Here is a 20,965-nt window from a genome sequence, read left to right on the forward strand (position 1 = left end):
CTCCCTGGCAGGCCATGTGCGGCGCTGCAGCAAATCGGTCTCCCAAAGGCTATGGAAAGGCGGCAACCGCCCGTATGCGTCATTTGACGTAGGCTGTGGCGCACCGCTTCCCCCTAATATTGCGGGCATGGCGAACGGGACGGAATCCATGGATCTTTCGGCGGCGCGGCAGGTGGCGGCATCGCCGCGACCGTGGCGCAATCCGATGCCCGTAGCCAGCCGCGTAGCGCGCGATCCGCTCTTCGCCTTTCTACTCGCCGGCGTTGCGCTGTTCGGCGGTTATCAGCTCGTCCAGCGCTTCGAAAAGCCGCCCGTCATCTTTACGCCAGAGATCGAGCAGGCGCAGGTCGCGGACCTGGAGACGCTGACCGGGCGCAAGGCGACGGCGCAGGATCGCGCCCGGCTGAAGGCCGAATATCTGGCCGAGGAGCTGCTGTTCCGCGAGGCGATCGATCGTAACATGCACCTGACCGACGGCGAGACGCGCAAACGGCTGGTCGACAAGGTCCGCTACCTGATCGCGGGCGCCCCGCCCGAACCGAGCGAGGAGGAACTGATCGATCATTATGCGACCCATCTGAACCTCTACCGCGCCGAACCGCGCACCAGTTTTACCCAGATTTTCCGCCAGCAAAAGCCCGCCGACGCGGGCGTCCTGCTGGCCCGGCTCAACGCGGGCGAGACGATTGGGGGCGAGGATTTCTGGCTGGGCCGCGACTTCCCCCGCTACGGCGATTCCATGGTGCGGGGCATTTTCGGCCAACCCTTCGTCGACACGCTCAAGACCGCGCCGGAGGGCCGCTGGATCGGGCCGATCCCATCCCCGCGCGGCTGGCATTTCGTGAAGAAGAGCGAGCGCATCGCATCCGCCATGATCCCCTTCCCCGCGATCAAGGATCAGGTGCGGCAGGATTATATGATCACCCACAGCAATGCCGCCATCAGCCAAGCGCTGGCGGGCCTGAAGGAGAAGTTCGATGTCGAAGAATAAGCTGTTCGCCCTGCTGATGCTTGCGCTGGCGGCGCTGGCGCCAGGCACGGCGATGGCCGATATCTTCCTGTCCGCCGACTTCGCCCTGACGCGCGGCGAAGACCCGAACACGTACGAATTCACCGCCGCCGTGCCGGAGGCAGTAGGCCAGCCTGCGCCCATCATCCTGCCCGACGGCTGCCGCCAGACCGGCATGAGCCGCCAGACCGGCGGCGGGCGAGCGCAATATGCCTTTGAATTCGCCTGCGACCGGCCCTTTGCCGCCACCGACATGATCCAGACGCCGTGGAAGGCCGATGGCGGCCGCTTCGTCACCAATGTCATGGGCGCCCAGGTCGATCGCAGCCTGACCGGCGACGCGCACGGCATTTCCGTGCCGGTCGGCGAAACCGCCGCAACGGCGCGGCCGATCACCCAGATCGCCCCGGAATTTCTGGCGCAGGGCGTCTGGCATATCTGGCTGGGCTGGGATCACCTCGCCTTCGTCCTGTGCCTGGCGTTGCTGGCGCGCGGGCGCGACCTGCTCTGGCTGGTGAGCGCCTTTACCGCTGGTCATTCCATCTCGCTCGCCATCGCCTTCTTCGAACTGGTGCGTGCGCCGGTGCCGCCGGTGGAAGCCGCCATCGCCCTGTCCATCGCCTTCATGGCGCGTGAGGCGCTGCTGATCGGCAAGGGGGAACGGGCGTTCGCCTTCCGGCGGCAGGCGATCGTCGTGTCACTGTTCGGCCTGCTCCATGGTCTGGGCTTCGCGACAGCGCTGGGCGAACTGGGCGTGCAGGCGGGTGAGAAGCTGCCGGCGCTGGTCTTCTTCAACATCGGCGTGGAGGCGGGACAGTTGGTCTTCGTCGGCGCGATCCTGGCGACGCTGGCGGGGTTGCGCGCGCTGTCGCTGGCGACGCCGGTCCGGGTCGCGGCGCTCTATGCCGTGGGCGCGATCGGCTGCTTCTGGATGGTCGAGCGGGTCGCGGCGTTCGGCGTCGCCTGATCGAGATGGCGGGCGATCGCCAATCGTCCGCCCCGCGCCACGATGCCGCTCATATTGGCGACAGCGAAGGAGACGCCATGGAGGTTGCGCCTTGGCGGCACGCCGGGGATCGGCCGGGGATGGCCGGAGGCGAAGACGATTCCGTCCCGTATGGCATAGTCTTCGCGCGGACAGTCCCAGTCCAGCGACACGCCCAGCACTTGGGCCAGGCCGCCGGGATAGCAAGGCGTCCCTTCCGTCTCTCGCGCGGCCACGATCAGCACGCCCGCCGCCAGCGCCCTATCGGCGACCGCCGCGAACAGGTCGCGATGCGCCGGGTTCACCGTACCGAGGCTGAGGTTGATAATGTCGACCTCCGCCGCCACGGCCCGATCGATCGCGGCCACCAAGGCGCGCGCGGTGGTGCGCAACGCATTGTGGAATACCTGGATCGGCAGGCATAGCGCGTCGGACGACTGCCCCTGGATGGCGGCGGTGACCGCAGTGCCATGGCCAAGAGCGTCGATGGTGTCGCACTCGCTGATCGCGCCGTCGCCCGCTATCGCAACGCCGGGCAACAGCCGGGCTGCGTCGATATGCGGGTGATCGGGATGGACACCGCTGTCGATGACGGCGATGCGGATGGGATCAGGGCGGATCGGATCAGGCATCGACAGGCTCTGCGCGCGCCGTCATCTGCGCCCGCCCCTGCTCCAGCGTAATGATGGCGTCGGCCATCCGCGCCAGTGCGGGCTTATGGGTGATGACGATGATCGTGGCATGGGGCAGCGCATTGCGCAGGCGTCCCGCCACCAACTGTTCGGTGTCCCCGTCCAGCGCCGATGTCGGCTCGTCGAGAATCAGGATGCTGGGTCGGCGCAGCAAGGCGCGCGCCAGCACCACCCGCTGCCGTTCGCCGGCCGACAACGCCATGCCGCGTTCGCCCGCGCGGGTGTCATAACCTTCGGGCAGTGTCGCGACGAAGGCGTCCAGCCCGGCCGCATGGCCCGCTGCCGCGATCGCCTCCTGCGACACATCGGCCATGGCGAAGCCGATATTGGCCGCGATCGTATCGTTGAACAGATAGGGCGCCTGGTCGACCAGAATGATCTCCCGCCGCAGATCGTCGAGCCGAAAGTCGCGCAGATCGCGCCCATCGATCGTGATCCGCCCGCTGTCCGGATCGAGATAGCGCACCATGAGGTCGGCCATGGTCGATTTGCCCACGCCACTGGGGCCAAGGATGGCGCAAAGGCTCCCCGCCGGGATCGTCAGGTCGACATCGCGCAACACCGCATCGCGATCATAGCGCATCGCGACCTGTTCGAAGCGCATCTCACCTGCCCGCGCCATGGGCAGCGCCTCGTTGCGCTCTACGACTTCAGGCTTGGTATCGAACAGTTCGAAGATGCGCCCCAGCGACACCCGCGCCGACGCCAGCCCGGACGTCAGCCCCATCAGCGTCTGGATCGGCGAGAGCAGTCGCATATGATAGGTCATGAAGGCGACGAGCGTGCCGATGCTCATTCCGTCATGAATGATCCGCCAGCCACCATAGAGGATCACCGCCGATGTCGCCGCCGTCATCAGCGTGCCGGGCAGCGCGCCGGTCATGAAGGACGCGACCTGCATCCGCAGCATCGACGCGACGAAGGCGTCGTTCTTGGTCTTGAATCGGCCCACCTCATGCTCGCCCGCGCGGAGCGAGGCGACGACGCGCATCCCCATCACCGTATCGACCAGCAGGCTGCCCAGATCCGCCCCCCGTTCCCGCATGTCGCGGGTCAGCGCGGTCAGGCGGCGCTGATAGTAGCTGAAGGTCGCCAGGCTGGCCGGGACCAGCACGACGCTCACCAGGAAGAGCCGCCAGTCGAGCCACAGCATCATCGCGACGCAGCCGACGAAGAAGAGCAGGTTGCTGACCACCGACAGCAATGTGTCCGACGCGATACGCTGCACATCGCTGACGTCGCTGTTCATGCGCGACACGAGATCGCCCAGGCGGAAGCTGCCATAGAAGCGCGGCGACAGCGTCTGGAGATGGCGCAGCAGCGCCGCGCGAATATCGTAGAGCATCGCCGCCGACAGCGCGACATAGCGATAGCTGGCGAGGATGTTGACCGCGAAGCCCGCGATGGTGACGGCGATCATGATCGCCGCGATGTCCACCAGCGCGGTCATGTCGCGCTTGAGCAGCGCCTGGTCGATCATCAGCTTGGAAAGATAGGGCTGCGCGAGGCCGAGCATGGTCGAGACGAGGCTGACCCCCAGCACGACAAGCAATGCGCCGCGATAAGGGCGCAGGAAGGGCGTCAGCCGTTTATAGGTGCCCCAATCGGCAACCGGAGGCGGGGTCGGAGCGCTCATGCCGCGGCCGGCCGGGACACCAGCCGGAAGCCGTCGAGCAGGAAGCGCGGCTCGGGCAGCCGGGCCAGCAGGCCGGTGCACATATGATGCCCCGCCATCAGCGCCTCATGCTGCGCGCGCCACCAGTCACCCTGCCCGCCATTGGCGTAAAATTGGGCGCAGAGCAGCAGATGCCGACGCATCGCCGCGATCAGCATCGATCGATAATGGGTAAGCAGCGCGGCGCGATCCCCACCTTCGGCGATCGCCGTGACGACCGCCGCCGCCAATATCGCTTCCCGCACCGACTGCGCCGTGCCGTCGCCGCAGATCGGGTCGAAGCCCAGAGCTGCCGTGCCGCAGGCCAGCCAGTCGTCGCCATGAAGCGGCCATTGCAGGCGCGGCGCAGCGGGAAAGGGCATGGAAATCGCTCCCAGGGCGTCCACGACCGGCGCGATCAGCGCACTCTGACCCAATAGCCTGTCGACCGAATCGCCCACGCCCAGCAGCCAGCCAAAGCCCGGTTCCGCCGGCACCAGATAGAGCCAGCCCGCCGCCACGGCCTCGATCCGCGCCTCTTCGATACAGGTGGGATCGCGCAATTTCACCCTGGCCGCGACGGCGTTACGTTCGCCGAATATCTGCATCTCCCCCAGCGGTACGGGCGGTGCGGCATGGATGGTGAAATCGGCAGGGCCGGCTTGGGATGACGGGATGGATGGCAGCGCCGTCTGGACCTGATCCTCCGATGCCAGCGCCGCGCCATGGGGCACCATCACCGCTGGTCCGCCCCAGCCGACCAGCCGTCGCATCACGCGCGGTTGGTCGGCAAACAGGTCCGGCCGATCGAACACGCCGCGGATCAGGCGCAGGGCCGGATCGCTCAGCATGATCGTCGGCACGGACAGGCGGCGGCGTTCTTCGATTGCGACCCGAAAGCCCGCGCCAGCCAATATATGCGCGCATCCTGTGGCGGCGATGCCGCTGCCCCGGATGGCGATGCTCTTCATCTGCCGCCCTGCCGTTCGTTGCGGATCAAGTCCATATGCCGACAAAAAGTAACGCTTCTTTTTCGACCAAAGTCGAGATGAACCAGGAATTTGCCAATAGGCCCGAAGGTCTTCATTCCACCGCGACCATGCCTGCGCCGGTGGTGTCATTCCCCAGATCCCAGGTTGCTTCGAGCTTCAGCGTCTTGGCATCATAGACTTCGACATCATAGCTGGCGCCGTAGATGTAGAGCTTGGTGCCATCCATCGACATGCCGAAGCGGAAGCGGGAGCGGCAGGGAAACTCCGCCTTGTCCACGACTGTATTGGCCTTCATGTCCATATGCCAGAATTCGCAGCGCTTGTTGCCCAGCTTCCCGTTGGTCACGACGGTATAGGCCTGGCTGCCGTCGGGCGTCATTTGCAGGCCGGCCATATTGTCCGGCGCGGGGCCGATCGGGGTAAAGTCGAACTGGCGGCTGTTGAGGTCGAAGCGGGCGAGGCCGAACATCTTGTTATGGATATAGGGGTCCGCCGCGTTGAACAGCGACACGAACTGGCCGGGCGTGCGGATTGTGTCGATCGCGCCGCCGAAACCGACATTCTCAAGCCCCGTCCCTTCGGGCTTGGCCAGATCGATGCGGTCGATCACCTTGAGGTCGGCGAGGTTCAGGATCAGCACCTTGTCGCCGAAGACATAAAGATATTTGCCGTCCTGCGACACTTTATAGGCGGCGCGGTATCCGCCGCCGGCCTTCTCGTCTTCCTTGTCGATTTCAGCCGTGCGGACGACCTTCTGCAGTTTCAGGTCGATCACGCCGTACATCGGCTTGCTAACCTTGTAGCGGTCCACTTCCTTGTCGAAGCGGCTGATGACCGTATAGAAATAGCGGCCAGTCGGGTCCGCCGCGCCGCCCCAGAAGCGGTAGCGGGTGACGCCGTCGTTCAGGCTGAACTTGTTGATCACCTTGCGCGTGGCGGTGTCGATCACCTCAATCCCGCTGGTGGTGATGGTGGTGACATAGATGCGCTTGCCGTCGTCCGACAGCAGCATCGATGTCGGCAGGCCGGTGTCGAGCTTGATCTTGCCCGTCACCGCCGCCTTGCCTTCGTCGAAGATCAGCAGCTGGTCGGGATAGGACCCCATGAAGAGGGTGGAGGCGGACGCCGGGAGCGCGGCCAGTGCGGCAAACCCCGCTGCGACGATGGTGCGATAGATCGACATGGCGCGCCTCATGGAAAAACGAGATCGAGACTGCGCCAGTCCTTGGTGGCGGTGGCGCAGTTGCTGGCCCAGTCGGGCGAATAATTCACATGGTCGGGCACCTGGACGGGCCAGAAGCAGGTGACGTAGCAGTCGTATATGTCGCGCTCGACCGGCTGGCACAGTCCCGCCGTGCCGCCGCCCGCATCGACTTCCCAACCGGGCGAAAAAGACAGGGTGCAGCCCATCGGCACGTGGGGCCGCGGCTGCTGCTGGAGGGCGACGACATCCTCATCCATATCGGCAGGCGTTCCGGCGGACGCCGCCTCGACCTGCGCCACCGCTTCGCCGATCGCGCGCGCCTTTTTATTGATGGCACGAAGATGCTTCATGACAGGCCCTTTCGTTCAGCGAAGCGTTCGAGGAAGCCGGGATTCTGCACCGCCAGCAGGCCGTAGATGCGCAGGCAGGTGTCGGTCCATTGCCGTATCCAGTCGCAATAATGGAGGTTGGCGTGGCCGGTGTCGCCATAGCGCACAAACGCCTCATGATGGCATCCGCCCGCGCAGAGCGGCCGTGCCCAGCAGCTCTGGCAGTCATATTTCGCCTCGACATGGCCCTTTTTCAGGAACTCGCCCTGCTTGGCCCGGTCGATACCACTGGAGACATGGCCCATCGTGTGCGTGTCGGCATCGGTGAAGCGATGGCAGGGGGACAGGTCGCCCGACGGACTGACCCCCATCAGACCCAGACCCGCGCCACAGGGATGCGACTTATTGACCCCGGAAATCAGCTCGCTGATCGTCTCGCTGACATTGGTGAAGCCGTGGGCTTCTCCGCGCAGCGCATATTCCAGCCATTCGTCGGCGAGCAGGCTGAACTGCGCCAGCACGCTGTCCATGCCATTGTCATCCAGCGAATAGGCCCGCTCCTCCCCGGTCGTCACCGGCGCGAAGCCGACTTCGTGGAAGCCCAGATCGTCCTTCAGATGACGGAAGATGCGCACGACGTCGGTGACGCCTTCGGTCAGCGTCACGCGCGCGGTGATGGCCCGGGTCTTGTGGTGCGCGATCAGCGTGCGCAGGCGCGGTTCGATCACCGCATAGCTGCCCTTGCCATTTTTGTAGACGCGATGCTTGTCCTGCATCTCGGGCGGGCCGTCCATCGACACGGTGACGCCGATGCGATTATCGGAGAGGAATGTCACGATCTCCGGCGTCAGCAGCGTGGCGTTGGTGGTGAGGCTGTAGGTGATCGCCTTCCCCGCCGCCGCCGTCGCCGCGTTCGCATAGTCCACCACGTCGCGCAGCAGCTTGAAGTTCATCAGCGTTTCGCCGCCGAAGAAGGTGATATGCACCGCCTTGCGGCCCACGGCTTCGGCGATCAGCAGGTCGACCGAGGCCCTGGCCGTGTCCAGCGTCATATATTTGGGCTTGCCCGCGGGCGTCGCGATCTTGTCCGCGCCGAATTCGTAACAATAGGTGCAGGCGAGGTTGCACTGGTTGGTGACGTTCAGCACCAGCGCCTGAAGCGGAAAATCGGCCGGTGGCGCCTGCGGCATGACCGGGGCCGCGGCGCCAAGCTGGATCAGTCGGGCGACGCGCAGTTCGCGGACCAGCGCTTCGGCTTCGGCCGTATCGCGGCCATCGCTCGCCAGTTCGCGGACCAGCGCGGCATGAGTCAGTTCCTGCCCGTCGAGACGGGTCAGCACCGTGCGGACATCCGCGTCGATCTCGAAGATCGCGCCCGCGCTCACCAGATAGATGAAGTGGCCGCCACCCGCTTCGAACCCATGATATTCGGCCCGGCGGTAGGCGGGTGCCTGCATGACGGTCATCGCGACACCTCCGGCTGATCCCATTTCTGATAGGCGGGCACGGTCACGACCATGTAGGATCGGGCGCTCAGCGGCTTGCCGAACTTGTCCTTCTCCGTCTTGGCGGTCGCGACGACCCAGACTTCGCCATAATTGTTGCGGCCGAAGCGACGGGCCGGGTTCGGCCCCTCCTCGGCGGGCGTAAAGAAGGCGGTGGGGCTCAATGCGCCGACATATTTGGTGTCGTCGTCATAATAGACCGACATGAATTCCTGCATCGTCCAGTCGGCCGCGACCGGACCCACCGCGATGTCGTCGGGCGTATTGGGCTTGCCGTCGAGGCCGTTTTCGTAGCCGATCGCCTCGAACTGTTGATAGCCCTTGGGGAATTTGACGCCGCCCAGCCGCGACAGCGCGGTTTCGGGCGTCGCCTTGATATAGTCGATCTTGTGGAAGACCGGGAAGGCCTGCTCCAGCACCGCGCCGGCGATGGCGACGTCGCGCTGGCCGGACGAGGCGGCGGGTGCGACATCGGCGGTGACGACCAACTCCTTCGGGCTGGCCGAAACGATCTTCGTCACGGTGATGCCTGCGCCCAGATCGATGTCGGCGGCGCTGGGTGAGGCCGGAAGATTGTTGCCCAATATGCGTAGCTGCACGCCTTTCGTCCCCGCCTTTACCGGCCCCGGCGTCACCGCCAGGATCGCGGGTGCGGCAGTCGCGCGGACCAGCTTCACATCATAGCCGAATTCCTGATAGTCGCCCCAAAACCAGCGGCCCTGCGCGCTTTGCTGGTCGGGCGCGAACCACATGGCTTCACGCGCGGCGCTGCCAAGGTCATCCGGCTTGGTAGTGCCTGCGCCGGTGGACGACCCGCGCCAGCTATAGCCTGCATAGACGATGCCGGTGCCGGTGCGGCTGATCGTGCCGCCGTCTGTCAGGGATCGCAGCGTCGCGCTGGTGGTAAATTCGTCTGCGACTTTGCCCGGTGCCACGGTAAGTTCGCCGACATAGCGGCCCTTGCCCGGCACCGATGCGACGACCAGCCATTCACCGGCGAGGCGCGGATTGCGCTGGCGCGCGCTCCAGGCGGCCCATTCGGGCGTGTGCAGCCCCGCCACTTTGGGCATGTAGGTCAATGCATAGTCGCCGCGCGTCAGCTTGTCCTTGGGATCGCGACCGGCAGGCTGTTCGGCATCTTCGGCCGGGCGACGATATTGGGCGTCGGCCTGCGAATAAAGGGCGACATGCAGATCCTGCAGCGTCTTCCATTCCAGTTTCGACCGGCGCCAGGACATGGGCTGCGCATAGCTGTGGCAACTGGCGCAGGCGCCGCGCATGGTGTCGTTAGGGATGATGCTCTCGTCAATGATCCTCTTCTCCGGCAGATACATGACCGGGCGGGCCTCTTCGGGCGCAAGCCCGTGCGAAGCGGAGAGCGACTTTACGATCGCCCGGCTTTCCTCCGGCGTGATCGCCAGGCCATTGAGGCGCACCATCCGCTTGATCGCCTGCGCCCAGCCCTCCGGCGTGGTGCGGACCCAGCTGATGCGGGATAAATTGCCCTTGGCGTCGGCGGTGTGGCAGGCGCTGCATTTTTCGGTGACGAGCGGATCGGTGACGGGAATGCCCGCTTCCGTTTCCTTCATGGTCGCGCCATCGGGTCCGCCATCCGCCTGCGCGAACACGACAGACGCGGAGAAGAGCGCCAACAGGCCCAATTTCGTGACGGGAAGCCGCTTCACCCTATATGTCCCCCTTGGCGCCCGGCCTTTGCCTTGGCGCATGTCGAAAGCCTAGGCAGGCGCTCGTGCGACGCCATTGCCCAAATGACGTATGGCGGTTGCGCAATCCGCCATGAGAATCTTGACGAGTGTCAGGATTTCTTTTTCGGACCGTAATAATCGTCCTGCCCATGTTCGGACGACACAGGGCTCCAGTAGCGCGGCGGCAGGCCTTTCTTGCGCATCGCGATTCCAGTCAGGCAGGCGTTCAACAGGTAATTGCTGTTGAGCGCGGTCTTGTAGCTGGTGTCGAGATAAGGGGCGACTTCGACGATATCGATGCCGGCAATATCGTTTTCGGCGCAGAGCCGCCGCATGATCGGCTGCGCCTCCCGCATGGTGAGGCCGCCAGGAACCGGCGTTCCCGTGCCCGGCATGAAGGCCGGGTCCAGCACATCGACGTCGAAGCTGATCCACAGTTTCTTGGCATTCTGGCGCGCTTCGGCGATGGCGCGGTCCATCACCTTGTCCCAGCCATATTTCTCCACCTCTACCATGGTGTGGTAGCGCATCCCCTTGTTGCGCATCCAGCCGAAGGTCTCGAGATCCGGGCCGCGCGCACGCAGGCCGACCTGGATATAATCCTGCGGCCGGACATGGCCTTCGTGCAAAACGCGATAGACGGGCGATCCGTGGGTGATCCAGTGAACGCCGTTGCGCCCGACATCATAATGGCTGTCGAAATGGACGACGCTGACATTGCCCTTGCCATGGACGTCCGCCGCCGCCGCGACATTGGGATATTCCAGACTATGGTCGCCGCCGATGACGATCGGGATCGCGCCGGTGCGGGCGATTTCGCGCACCATCTCGCGCACATGGGCGACCGACCGTTCGGTGCTGTTCTGGTCGATGGCGATGTCGCCATAGTCGACAATCTCCAGCACGGAGCCGGGGTTGATCATCGCATACATGTCGTTGCCGCCCGCGCCGCCGGTCATGCGCAGCGCGCGCGGCCCGTCGATCGCGTTGCGCCAGCCCGATCCCATATCGAGCGGCGCGCCGACGATCGCGACATCGACCTTGCCCGCCTTCAAATCTTCCGGCGTCATCGCGACGGGCGCACCCGCAAAAGTCGCAAAACCGCCACGCCGCCCACCGACGTAACGGCCAAGGTCCATGGGGCCAGCGTCGCGCTTGGGGTCCATCACCAGCGGGCGCTTGGCCTTCCAGGCGTTGAACCAGGCCGACCGGGTGTCGAGCGGGATCGTCTTGGCGTCGCGCCCTTCCTGATATTCGACCTGCGCATGGAGGGCGGCGATCGCGTCGATATAGGCGGTCAGTTCGGCCGCCGGCATAGTGCGGATGCGGTCGAACAATGCATCCTTTTCTACATAACGGCCGGTGCGCCCCTGCTTGATGAGGGCCACTTTCTCCGGTGCAATGCCAGAAAGCTTCGCCATGACATCGGCGGGAATCTCGATGGGCTTGGGTTCGCCCATGATATCTTCCTGCGGCAGAGGCGGCGGCGGGTTGGGCGTGTCGAAGCCATTGCCCGCCACCACGGCGGAGGCCGCCGCGGCCGCCGCCATGCCCCATCCGCTTATCGCATTGATCGATGGCATGTCGGTTCTCCCCGGTTCAGCGCTTGGCGGTCTGGACCGGCGTCACGCCCGTCTTGCGCATCGCGATGCCGCTGAGGCAGGCGTGCAATATGTAATTGGCGCTCATCCGGCTGACATAGGTCGGGTCCAGGATCGGCGCTGCGTCGAGCAGGTCGAAGCCCACCACCTTGGTCTGGGCGCAGATCTGGCGGACCATCGGAATGGCTTCGCGCATGGTGATGCCTCCGGGCACCGGGCGACCGGACGCGGGCGCATCACCCGGATCGAGCACGCTCATGTCGAAGGAGACGAAGACATTTTCCGGCCCCTTCTTCAGGCCCGCAACCAGATCGGTCGTGACGGCCTGCCAACCCCGTTCCTGGATCGCCGCCGTCGGCACGATCTTAGCGCCTGCGTCGGTCAATCGCTTCTGCGTCGCTGGGCCAGCATCGCGGCCATGCAGGCCGACCAGCGTCACGTCGCTACCGCGGAGCAGATTCTGCTCCAGCAGGCGGGTCAGCGTCTGGTTATCGGAAATCAGATGATCTCCGTTCAGTTCCGCGTCCGCATGGGCGTCGAACTGAACCAGCGCGACCTTGCCCGCGCCATAGATGTCGACCATCGCAGCGACATCGGGGAACATGATCGTATGGTCACCGCCGACGATGAACGGCACCACGCCCACGCTCGCCATTTCGGCGATCATCGCGCGGATATGGTCGAGGCCGCGATCAGGCGCCATATAGTCGGGCGTCAGGTCGCCATAGTCGGCGATCGAGAGGACGAGGCCCGGATCGACCCCGCCATCGGCATCCGCGCCGACAAGCCCATCCATGCCGCGCAAGGCCATCGGCGCATGCTTGGCGTCGCGCCAGCCCGAGGAGAAATCGAGCGGCACGCCGACGAAGGCGACCTCCACCTTGCCCGCGACCAGATCCTCCTTGCGAATCGCGACCGGCGCATCGGCGAAGGTCGGAATGCCGCCCTTCTGGAACATATAGCGTTTCAGGCTGAACGGCCCGTCATCACGCGCCAGCTTGTCGAACATCTTGGGGCGGACGACGGTGCTGGCGTTCCAGCCGCGCGCCTGCGGGTTGAGCGCGATTTCCGCAGGGTCGCGGCCTGCCTTATATTTACTGTCCTCCACCACCGCCATCAGCGCGGCGGCATAGGCATCGACATCGGCGGCCGGGCGGCCAGCCAGCGTGACCTGCAATTTCTCCGGCGTCAGGCCGAACCGCTCCAGTGTAGCCGGATCTGACAGGAACGCCTTCTTTTCGGGCGAGAGGCTGGCGAGCGCATCGCCCTGCGCGAAGGCGGGGGCGGACAGCGTTGCGAGGGTCAGGCAGGCGGCCGCGCACCGTGCCGGCAGGGTGGAGCGAGCCATCAATTCTTCTTCCCATAATAGGTGTCCAGGCCATGATCGACCGAGACAGGGTTGAGATAGCCGGGCTTGAGGCCCTTCTTGCGCATGGCGATGCCGGCCAGGCAGGCGTTCAGCAGGAAATTGCTGTTGAGCGCGGTCTTGTAGCTGGTGTCGAGATAGGGGGCGACTTCGACGATATCGATGCCGGCGATGTCGTTCTGGGCGCACAGGTTGCGCATGATCGGCTGTGCTTCGCGCATCGTGAGGCCGCCGGGAACGGGCGTGCCGGTGCCGGGCATGAAGGCGGGGTCCAGAACGTCGACATCGAAGCTGATCCAGAGCTTCTTGGTGTTCTCGCGCGCTTCCTTTAGCGCGCGGGCCATCACCTTGTCCCAGCCCCATTTCTCGACTTCGACCATCGTGTGATAACGCATCCCCTTGTTGCGCATCCAGCCGAAGGTTTCGAGGTCGGGACCGCGCGCGCGCAATCCCACCTGGATATAGTCGCTGCCGCGCACATGGCCCTCGCTGATGACACGATAGACTGGCTGGCCATGGTCGAGCAGGTGCACGCGACCGCGTCCGATATCATAATGGCTGTCGAAGTGGATGACGCTGACATTGCCCTTCCCATGGACGTCGGCGGCCGCGGCGACATTGGGATATTCCAGACTATGGTCGCCGCCGATGACGATCGGGATAGCGCCGGTCTTCGCGATCTCGCCCACCATCTCGCGGACATGGTCGACGCTGCGCTCCGTGCTGTTCTGGTCGATGGCGATGTCGCCATAGTCGACGATCTTGAGCGCGGCGTTGGGGTTGATCATCGAATACATATCGTTGCCCGCCGCGCCGCCGGTCATGCGCATGGCGCGCGGCCCGTCGATCGCATTGCGCCAGCCCGACCCCATGTCGAGCGGCGCGCCGACGATCGCGACATCGACCTTGCCCGCCTTCAGATCTTCCGGCGTCATCGCCACCGGCGCGCCTGCAAAGGTGGCGAAGCCGCCGCCCCAGCCGCCGACATAGCGGGTCAGCTCGATCGGGCCGGCCGGCCGCCTGGGGTCGAGCGCGCCCGACCGTTTCGCCTTCCAGGCGTTGAACCAGGGCGATCGCGTATCCAACGGGATCGATGCGGCGTCGCGCCCGGCCTTATATTCGACCTGCGCGTGCAGCGCCTGCATCGCGGCGATATAGGCGCTGATCTCCTGTGCGTCGCCCTTGCGGATACGATCGAACAGCGCGTCCTTCTCGACGTAGCGGCCGGTGACTCCGCTCTTGAGGAAATCGACCTTCGCCTTTTCGATGCCGGCCAGCTTCGCCTCGACATCCTTGGGCAGTTCCAGCGGCTTGGGCCGGCCCATATCGTCTTCCAGCGGCGTCTGCATCGCGGGAGTCCCCGCGTTCCGGTCGGGCGCATGATAAGGCAGGTCGCCAGCGACCGCAGCACCGATCGCCGCGATCCCGGCCATGCTCCATCCGGTGATGGCGGTCATTGACGGCATGCATGTTCTCCAGCCCCACAAGCGGGCATAGGCGTCAGGAAAGGGCAGGAAATCCTGCTGATCGCGCCATGGGTAGGCGGGCGACGCACCGCATCCCAATGGGGCATTTGACGTAGGACCGGTCCATGGCGGGAGAGACGGATAAGCTACGTCAAATGCCCCATGTCTGAGTGCCTGCGCGCTCCATAGCCTTCCCCCATGCCAGAAAAGGAGGTGGCGGATCACGCCGCCCGCCGCGCCATTGCTGCATCACCGACGCATCATGGCCGATCCAGGCAGAGGATTACGACCGGGGAAAAATTGCAAAAGAAGGGGAACACCATGTCGTATCGCGCAAAGCTCAAGCTGGGACTATTGTCCGCGACGATCATATCCGGCGCCGTCGCGGCCATGCCCGCCATGGCCCAGACCGCCGCGGCGGCGGCCGAAGCGGAAGGCGACATGATCGTCGTCACCGGCACCCGCCGCAGCACCACGCTGATGGAAACGCCGATCAACATTTCGGCCATCGGGGCTGCCGAACTGGCCAGCGAACGGCTGGACGACGTCCGCGACCTGGGCGCGTTCACGCCCGGCATCACCGTCACCGACACCGGCCCGCGCGGCGCGGCCACCATCGTCATGCGCGGCCTTTCCGCCGATGACAGTGGCGCGTCCGGCGCCAACTACGACAATGCGATCGGTACCTATCTGGGTGAAATCCCGCTCTACCTGGACTTCAAGTTCATCGATATCGAGCGCGTGGAAACCCTGCTGGGTCCGCAGGGCACCCTCTATGGCCTGGGCACGCTGGCGGGCGCGATCCGCTACATTCCCAACCGGCCCGATCCGACCCGTTTCAGCGGCGAAGTCCATGGTCGCGCCTATGACGTCGCCCACAGCAAGGGCGTCGGATATGTCGGCGACGCCACGCTGAACATTCCGATCATCAAGGACGTGTTGGCGTTCCGCACGGCGACCGGCTATTATTACGATCCCGGCTTCATCGACTATCCGTTCCTGGTGGCGCAGCCCGGCGTGTCGATCGCCCAGCCGGGCGGTGTGGACAATCCGCTCGGCACCCAGGCGCAACAGGACGCCAATTTCGCCGGCCGCAAGGATCTGAACTTCGAAAAGACGTTCACGACCCGCAACCAGCTCGGCATTTCCGTCCCCGATTTCAACGCCTATCTGACCTATGCCTATCAGAAGACGCGGACGGACGGCCGGCAGGCGACCACCGCCGGTGTCGTGGGCGAAGGCAAATATGAAGCGGCGGGACGCTATGCCGAACCGTCGACCCGCCGGTCGCAGCTGATCAGCCTGGAGATGGAAGCGCAACTGGGCGATGTTGCGCAGGCTGTCTGGGCATCGGCCTTCACCAAGACGAAGAACAATACCGTCGGCGACGTGACCGACCTGCTGCTCGATCTAGACTATGACTATGAGCTGTTCCCGGCCTTTGCCGGCTATACGACGGGCATCAACACCCGCAAGCAGTTCAACCAGGAAATCCGGCTGGTTTCGACCCATGGCGGCCCGTTCAGCTGGGTCGTGGGCGGCTTTTACAACAGCATGAAGTTCCGGTCCGACAGCGTGGAACGACTGCCGGGCTTTGCAGAATTCGCCGCCTCGCCGACCGGCAGCGCAATTTACGGCGGCTTCTACGATGGCCTCGTCCGACCGGATGGCGCGGAATATGTCTCCTTCACCCGGTCGAAGACGGAGGAGCAGGCCGTGTTCGGCGAATTGAGCTTCAAGCCGATCCCGCAATGGCAGATCACCGCCGGGGGCCGCTATTTCCGCTACGATACGTCGATCACCGGCGGTTCCGATACGCCTATGACCCGTTCGGGGCGCCGACGGATGCCCTATCCCAGCCTGACCATCGATCCGTCGCGGGTTCGCAGCGGACAGGCGGGGGACGACGGTTTCGTGTGGAAGTTCAACACGTCGTTCAACTTCACGCCAGACCTGATGGCCTATGCTACCTACAGCAAGGGCTATCGCATCGGCGGCGTGAACCGCGTCGTACCCTGCATCCAGCCCCTGCCCGTCGGCCAGAATCTCTGCGCCCTGCCGAACGAACTGACATTCGGACCGGACAAGGTGAAGAATCTGGAACTGGGGATGCGCGCCCAGTTGTTCGACCGGCGTCTGTCCACCAGCATCTCCGTCTTCCAGATCAAATGGGACGGAATCCAGCTGGCCAGCCAGACGGTAAACGGCGCGATCGGCATCACTGCCAATGGCGGCAAGGCCAAGTCCCAGGGCGTCGATTTCACCTTCAACGCCCGCATCACCGACCAGTTCACCGTCCGCGGCAACTATTCCTATCTGGATGCGAAGCTGACGGAGGACGTGCCAGGCCTGTTGTCGACCGCGACCGGCAGCGCCGACCTGTTCTCCGGCGATCGCCTGCCCGGATCGGCGAAAAATTCGGGTGCGGCGTCGGCGGTCTACACCATGCCGATGGGCGACAACGACCTGCGCCTGAGCTGGACCGCGACCTATACCGGCGGCATCCTGACCCGTCCGGGCGCGCGCGGCGGTGGCGAGCGCCTGCCGTCCTATGTGATGCACCGCGCATCGGCGACATACAGTACGGACGTCTGGGAAATCAGCCTGTTCGCGAACAACATCTTCGACAAATATGCCCTGACCGGCGTGTCGAACGACCTGACCCGCTATGGCCAGGTCAATGACGGCATCATCTATCGCGGCTATGCCCAGTCGGTCGCGCAGCCGCGCACCATGGGCGTCGAGGGCCGCGTCAAGTTCTGATCCGGCACCTGCATGACGTAAAAAGGGCGTCTTCCCGGCGGAAGGCGCCTTTTTTGCCCGTTCCGGTCCGCCGTCCCCTGTGCGACGTCCAAAGGGCGCCTGACGTCAAGGGGCTGAATTGGCAGCATAAATGGCGCGCATGCTGCCCGGAACTTCCCGAACTTCATGCATATGCGCTATTGCGAATGATTTTACGATAGATAAGAGCCTGTGATATCAAACCTTTATCATGGCAGTTCCGGTGTAGGAAAGATCAGTCGATCGCGATTCCCTGCCCCGCCAGCCAGTCGCGAACCGGGGCGAGCGCCCCTTCATGCCGTTTCCAGCGCGCCACCGCATCGGCATTGAGCGGGCGGCGAACCTGCGCCGCGCTGGGCGTCGCGACGGCGGCCTGGTTTTCGTGGAAGGACAGGCAGGCCGCGTCCCACCCCAGCCCGACATGCGCCAGCAGGCGGCGCGTCTCGCCCTCCTGATCGGCGACCAGCGATTCGTAGGACAGTTGCAGCACCCGGCCGGGGAAAAGCCGGTCCCACAGCGCCAGCAGCCGGTCGAACCGCGCATAATAGCGCGCAATGTCCATCAGGTCGTAGCTATAGGCATAATAGGCCGACTGGCTGGCGAAGAGATTCTTGTAGTTGCTCCACACCGTATCCATTGGCTGGCGGCGCAGGCAGATGATTTTCGCCTGCGGCAGCGCGTGCAACATGTGCCCGATATACAGGAAATTGGCCGGCAGCTTGTCGATGAAGCGCCGCTTGCCATCGGCCCGGTGATGGCCTGCGCGCGCCATATAGGCCTGTCCCAGCGCCCGCGGATCGGACGCGGCGCTGGCGGCAATGGTGTCCGGGTCGATCACCAGGCGGGATCGCGTGCCGGCAAGTTGCTTCACCGCCAGCGGCATCGCCTGCAACTCGCCCGCCGACCCGACCTGCGGATGGGAGGAAAGGATGCGGTCGACCAGGGTCGTGCCGGTGCGCGGCATGCCGGTGACGAAGATCGGTGCAGGTTCCTCCAGCCCTGCCCCCCAGCCCTGCGGCGCGCCGTCCGCGAACAGCCGTTCGATCGCATCGAAGATCGCCGCATCGGCCGCGCCATCATAGCCGATGGCCTGCTTGTGCGCGCCATTGGCGGCGGACAGATGGGCGAAGGCTTGGGCGGCGTTGCCCATATCTTCATGGCTCTTGGCCAGCGCATAGCGGATACGCAGCCTGTCTTCGGGCTTTGTCGCAGCGGCGAGTATGGTTTCCAGGCGGGAGACATGGTTCGCCTCGGCCGTCTGCCGCGACAATATGGCCAGCGCATAATGGACCCGCGCATCGCCGGGATCGGTGCGCAATATCGCTTCATAATGATCCCGCGCCGCATCGACCCGACCGGTGAAGCCGCAGGCGGCAGCGAGATTGTAGCGATAGCTCAGATTATCCGGTTCGGCCGCGACCGCCCCCTCGAACGGCCCGACCGACGCCGCATGATCGCCCAGCCGCGCCAGCACGCAGCCGATCGTGTCATGCGTCAGGGCGTCTTCCGGCCCGGCCGCCAGCGCCGCGCGCGCTGCCCGGCCCGCCTCTCCATCGCGGCGCAGCAGGATCAGCAGGCGCGCATATTGGGCGAGATGTTCGGCCTGCCCGCCGCGCGCCACCGCCTGTTCCAGCATCGGCAGCGCCTGGGCCACCTGCCCCGCTTCGGCGGCGGCCATGCCCAGCAGGAAGAAACCGGCGGGACGTTCGGGCTGCGCCATGGCGAGCCGCTGCGCCGCCTGCGCCGCGGCGGGCAGGTCGCCCCGCGCCAGCGCCGCGCGCGCCAGCGCCTCCAGGCTCATGCCATCCCCAGGGTGAAGCCGGCCACCCGCTCGATCGCCCAGAAACAGCCGATAATCCCCGCGCCATAGAGCGCGGCCTGCCGCACCCACTGGTCGCGGTCGAAGATCGCCGCCAGCTTCAGGGCGCCGAGCACGCAGGCGACGAAGATCAACTGCCCCAGTTCGACCCCGCCGTTGAAGAAGAGCAGGCCCGAGAGCCGTTCCTGCGGCGCGACGCCCAGTTCGCGCAGCACCGTCGCGAAGCCCAGCCCATGGAGCAGGCCAAAACCCGCCACCACCGCCAGTTGCCGGCGACGCTTGGCCGGATCGGTCCCGTCCTCCGCCTTCGCGCGGATCGCTTCGCGCGCCATGAAGGCGATGGAAAGCGCGATCACCGCCTCTACCGGCGGCACCGGCACGGTGACGATGTCGAAGAAGGCGAGCGCCAGGCTGAGCGAATGGCCGAGGGTGAAGGTCGTCACCAGCCCCAGCAGGAAGCGCCCGCGCGCCAGCAGGCAGAGGCACAGGACGAAGGCCAGATGATCCCAGCCGCCCAATATATGAACGATGCCCTGTCCCGTATATTCGACCGCGATTTCGGGCAGGGCACGGCTGCGCGCCGCCGTTTCGCCGATCGGCAGGGACAGGCTGTCGCCATCGGGCTGGAGCGCCTGCTGCACCCGCGCGCCGGTGGCGGTGGACAGGAAGGTACCGCCATCGACCGCCCAGGGGGTGACGATCGCATCGTCGGCCGCCAGCGCCCGGTCGCAGGCGATGCCGATCGCATAGCGGGTCATCACCGTTTCGGTCAGCTTATCCCGGCTCGTTTCGCGGCACCCTTCGGGCAGGCCGAGCGGCCGGTCGCTGGCCAGGACCGAGGGGACCGAGGCGCTCAATTCGAAACTGCCGGGGTCGGCGCCCTGCTGGATGGTGAAGTCGCCGACGCGGAACACGTCCGCCTGCGCCGGGGCGGCAAAGCCCAAGAGCAGCGTCAGGATCAGCAACAGGCGGCGCACCATCATTGCTCCACCTGGATGCGATAGCCGCTTTCGAGCTTGCGCACTTCCTGTTCGACCAGCGCGCCGGTTTGCGCGGCCAGATAGTCCTGGCTGACCTGATCGCGCACATCGGTATAGGGCAGCATCGCGGACGGGCCGCGATCGCGCACCCGCGCGAAATGCCAGCCGCGGGTCGATGGCAGCGGGCCGATCCATTGGCCGGTCGGCACCTTTTTCAGCGCGTCGGTGAAGGGCTGGCCGAACATCCCGCGCACCATCGATTCGCCGTAATTGGGGAGGTCGTGGCCCATCCAGAAATCGTCACCCTTGACCGAGCCGCCCGCTTGCAGCTTCGCGAGCAGGGCGGCGGCATCGGCGGGCTTGCGTTCGAAGAAGACATGGTCGAGCGACATGCGCGGTTCGGCGCGATAGAGATCGCGATGCGCGGCATAATAGCCCATCAACTGGTCCTCGCTCGGGTCGGCCGGGGCGCCTGCGATCATGAAGCGGACCCGGTCGATCAGCCGCTGCTTGGTGGTCTTGTCGGTCATATGCATCCCCCGCTCCACCGCGTTGCGGAACAGCAGTTCGTCGGCGACATAATCGTGGATCAGCTTGGCCTTCGCCTGCGCATCGGGTTTTCTGCCCGCCATCATCTCATAATCGTCGGACAGGCTTTTCTGGACGGACAGCGGCACGTCGATCGTCTGGTGCCGGGCGCTGACGGCCCAATAGAGCAGGAAGATCCCGCCCGACACGGCCAGGAAGACGAGGAAGGGATCGCGCGCCGCCAAAGCGCGCGGCGGGGCAGTCAAACGGCGCATCAGCGCGGACATCCTTTCACAGCCGCCCGGCGGGGCGGACGTTCTTCGTCCAGCTTATGACGATCCTGCCACC

At 65.2% G+C, this 20,965-nt stretch carries 16 protein-coding genes; 3 read left to right on the plus strand and 13 right to left on the minus strand.

Annotated elements, in window-relative coordinates:
* Positions 1 to 148: 148 nt before the first annotated feature.
* A complete protein-coding gene (locus ABT375_RS07010) occupies positions 149 to 991 on the plus strand; it encodes a peptidyl-prolyl cis-trans isomerase (RefSeq protein ID WP_416464577.1) in 843 nt (280 codons plus the stop codon).
* Positions 978 to 1,976 carry a HupE/UreJ family protein gene (locus ABT375_RS07015; protein WP_416464578.1) on the plus strand — a complete coding sequence of 333 codons (999 nt, stop codon included), beginning with the start codon at positions 978 to 980 and terminating at the stop codon, positions 1,974 to 1,976. The genes ABT375_RS07010 and ABT375_RS07015 overlap by 14 nt, the downstream gene beginning before the upstream one ends.
* Here the strand turns inward: ABT375_RS07015 and ABT375_RS07020 are convergent.
* The 10 genes from ABT375_RS07020 to ABT375_RS07065 form a co-directional block, all read right to left on the minus strand.
* A complete protein-coding gene (locus tag ABT375_RS07020; protein ID WP_416464579.1) occupies positions 1,910 to 2,626 on the minus strand; it encodes a S8 family serine peptidase in 717 nt (238 codons plus the stop codon). The two genes, ABT375_RS07015 and ABT375_RS07020, sit on opposite strands and share 67 nt — an antisense overlap.
* Positions 2,619 to 4,322, minus strand: a complete 1,704-nt coding sequence (locus ABT375_RS07025; protein WP_416464580.1) for an ABC transporter ATP-binding protein — start codon at positions 4,320 to 4,322, stop codon at positions 2,619 to 2,621. The genes ABT375_RS07020 and ABT375_RS07025 overlap by 8 nt, the downstream gene beginning before the upstream one ends.
* Positions 4,319 to 5,311 carry a hypothetical protein gene (locus ABT375_RS07030; RefSeq protein ID WP_416464581.1) on the minus strand — a complete coding sequence of 331 codons (993 nt, stop codon included), beginning with the start codon at positions 5,309 to 5,311 and terminating at the stop codon, positions 4,319 to 4,321. The genes ABT375_RS07025 and ABT375_RS07030 overlap by 4 nt, the downstream gene beginning before the upstream one ends.
* Before the next feature lie 112 nt (positions 5,312 to 5,423).
* The gene (locus ABT375_RS07035; RefSeq protein WP_261936538.1) at positions 5,424 to 6,515 is read right to left on the minus strand and encodes a YncE family protein; all 1,092 of its coding nucleotides are present in this window, start codon (positions 6,513 to 6,515) and stop codon (positions 5,424 to 5,426) included.
* Between the two features lie 8 nt (positions 6,516 to 6,523).
* Positions 6,524 to 6,886, minus strand: a complete 363-nt coding sequence (gene qhpC / locus ABT375_RS07040) for a quinohemoprotein amine dehydrogenase subunit gamma (RefSeq protein ID WP_129925369.1) — start codon at positions 6,884 to 6,886, stop codon at positions 6,524 to 6,526.
* Entirely contained in the window at positions 6,883 to 8,331 is a 1,449-nt protein-coding gene (peaB, locus tag ABT375_RS07045; protein ID WP_416464582.1) for a quinohemoprotein amine dehydrogenase maturation protein, read from the minus strand. Before peaB ends, qhpC begins: the two co-directional genes overlap by 4 nt.
* Positions 8,328 to 10,055 carry a quinohemoprotein amine dehydrogenase subunit alpha gene (gene peaA, locus ABT375_RS07050; protein ID WP_416464583.1) on the minus strand — a complete coding sequence of 576 codons (1,728 nt, stop codon included), beginning with the start codon at positions 10,053 to 10,055 and terminating at the stop codon, positions 8,328 to 8,330. The genes peaB and peaA overlap by 4 nt, the downstream gene beginning before the upstream one ends.
* Before the next feature lie 131 nt (positions 10,056 to 10,186).
* Positions 10,187 to 11,659, minus strand: coding sequence for an agmatinase family protein (locus ABT375_RS07055; protein ID WP_416464584.1), 1,473 nt, complete (start codon positions 11,657 to 11,659; stop codon positions 10,187 to 10,189).
* A gap of 16 nt (positions 11,660 to 11,675) precedes the next feature.
* On the minus strand, positions 11,676 to 13,025 hold the full coding sequence (locus tag ABT375_RS07060; RefSeq protein ID WP_224547611.1) for an agmatinase family protein: 1,350 nt from the start codon (positions 13,023 to 13,025) through the stop codon (positions 11,676 to 11,678).
* Entirely contained in the window at positions 13,025 to 14,509 is a 1,485-nt protein-coding gene (locus ABT375_RS07065) for an agmatinase family protein (protein ID WP_416464585.1), read from the minus strand. The genes ABT375_RS07060 and ABT375_RS07065 overlap by 1 nt, the downstream gene beginning before the upstream one ends.
* A 321-nt stretch (positions 14,510 to 14,830) precedes the next feature.
* Here ABT375_RS07065 and ABT375_RS07070 point away from each other — a divergent pair, with 321 nt between their 5' ends.
* Positions 14,831 to 17,272 (plus strand): TonB-dependent receptor, encoded by a 2,442-nt coding sequence (locus ABT375_RS07070; RefSeq protein WP_416464586.1) that lies wholly within the window; start codon positions 14,831 to 14,833, stop codon positions 17,270 to 17,272.
* Between the two features lie 253 nt (positions 17,273 to 17,525).
* On the opposite strand, the gene ABT375_RS07075 is transcribed toward ABT375_RS07070, so the two are convergent.
* The 3 genes from ABT375_RS07075 to ABT375_RS07085 are packed head-to-tail and all read right to left on the minus strand — an operon-like array spanning position 17,526 to position 20,892.
* Positions 17,526 to 19,091, minus strand: coding sequence for a sulfotransferase (locus ABT375_RS07075; RefSeq protein ID WP_416464587.1), 1,566 nt, complete (start codon positions 19,089 to 19,091; stop codon positions 17,526 to 17,528).
* On the minus strand, positions 19,088 to 20,092 hold the full coding sequence (locus tag ABT375_RS07080; RefSeq protein ID WP_224547619.1) for a HupE/UreJ family protein: 1,005 nt from the start codon (positions 20,090 to 20,092) through the stop codon (positions 19,088 to 19,090). The genes ABT375_RS07075 and ABT375_RS07080 overlap by 4 nt, the downstream gene beginning before the upstream one ends.
* The gene (locus ABT375_RS07085; protein WP_416464588.1) at positions 20,089 to 20,892 is read right to left on the minus strand and encodes a peptidyl-prolyl cis-trans isomerase; all 804 of its coding nucleotides are present in this window, start codon (positions 20,890 to 20,892) and stop codon (positions 20,089 to 20,091) included. The genes ABT375_RS07080 and ABT375_RS07085 overlap by 4 nt, the downstream gene beginning before the upstream one ends.
* Between the last annotated feature and the right edge of the window lie 73 nt (positions 20,893 to 20,965).

It is taken from the genome of Sphingomonas sp. VDB2, from assembly GCF_047946695.1.
GTDB lineage: Bacteria > Pseudomonadota > Alphaproteobacteria > Sphingomonadales > Sphingomonadaceae > Sphingobium > Sphingobium bisphenolicum.

Bases quoted from the DNA above. Each gene is read 5' to 3' on its own strand.
- ABT375_RS07010 (WP_416464577.1), top strand. From the start codon at position 149: ATGGATCTTTCGGCGGCGCGGCAGGTGGCGGCATCGCCGCGACCGTGG.
- ABT375_RS07015 (WP_416464578.1), top strand. From the start codon at position 978: ATGTCGAAGAATAAGCTGTTCGCCCTGCTGATGCTTGCGCTGGCGGCG.
- ABT375_RS07020 (WP_416464579.1), bottom strand. From the start codon at position 2,626: ATGCCTGATCCGATCCGCCCTGATCCCATCCGCATCGCCGTCATCGAC.
- ABT375_RS07025 (WP_416464580.1), bottom strand. From the start codon at position 4,322: ATGAGCGCTCCGACCCCGCCTCCGGTTGCCGATTGGGGCACCTATAAA.
- ABT375_RS07030 (WP_416464581.1), bottom strand. From the start codon at position 5,311: ATGAAGAGCATCGCCATCCGGGGCAGCGGCATCGCCGCCACAGGATGC.
- ABT375_RS07035 (WP_261936538.1), bottom strand. From the start codon at position 6,515: ATGTCGATCTATCGCACCATCGTCGCAGCGGGGTTTGCCGCACTGGCC.
- qhpC (WP_129925369.1), bottom strand. From the start codon at position 6,886: ATGAAGCATCTTCGTGCCATCAATAAAAAGGCGCGCGCGATCGGCGAA.
- peaB (WP_416464582.1), bottom strand. From the start codon at position 8,331: ATGACCGTCATGCAGGCACCCGCCTACCGCCGGGCCGAATATCATGGG.
- ABT375_RS07055 (WP_416464584.1), bottom strand. From the start codon at position 11,659: ATGCCATCGATCAATGCGATAAGCGGATGGGGCATGGCGGCGGCCGCG.
- ABT375_RS07060 (WP_224547611.1), bottom strand. From the start codon at position 13,025: ATGGCTCGCTCCACCCTGCCGGCACGGTGCGCGGCCGCCTGCCTGACC.
- ABT375_RS07065 (WP_416464585.1), bottom strand. From the start codon at position 14,509: ATGCCGTCAATGACCGCCATCACCGGATGGAGCATGGCCGGGATCGCG.
- ABT375_RS07070 (WP_416464586.1), top strand. From the start codon at position 14,831: ATGTCGTATCGCGCAAAGCTCAAGCTGGGACTATTGTCCGCGACGATC.
- ABT375_RS07075 (WP_416464587.1), bottom strand. From the start codon at position 19,091: ATGAGCCTGGAGGCGCTGGCGCGCGCGGCGCTGGCGCGGGGCGACCTG.
- ABT375_RS07080 (WP_224547619.1), bottom strand. From the start codon at position 20,092: ATGATGGTGCGCCGCCTGTTGCTGATCCTGACGCTGCTCTTGGGCTTT.
- ABT375_RS07085 (WP_416464588.1), bottom strand. From the start codon at position 20,892: ATGCGCCGTTTGACTGCCCCGCCGCGCGCTTTGGCGGCGCGCGATCCC.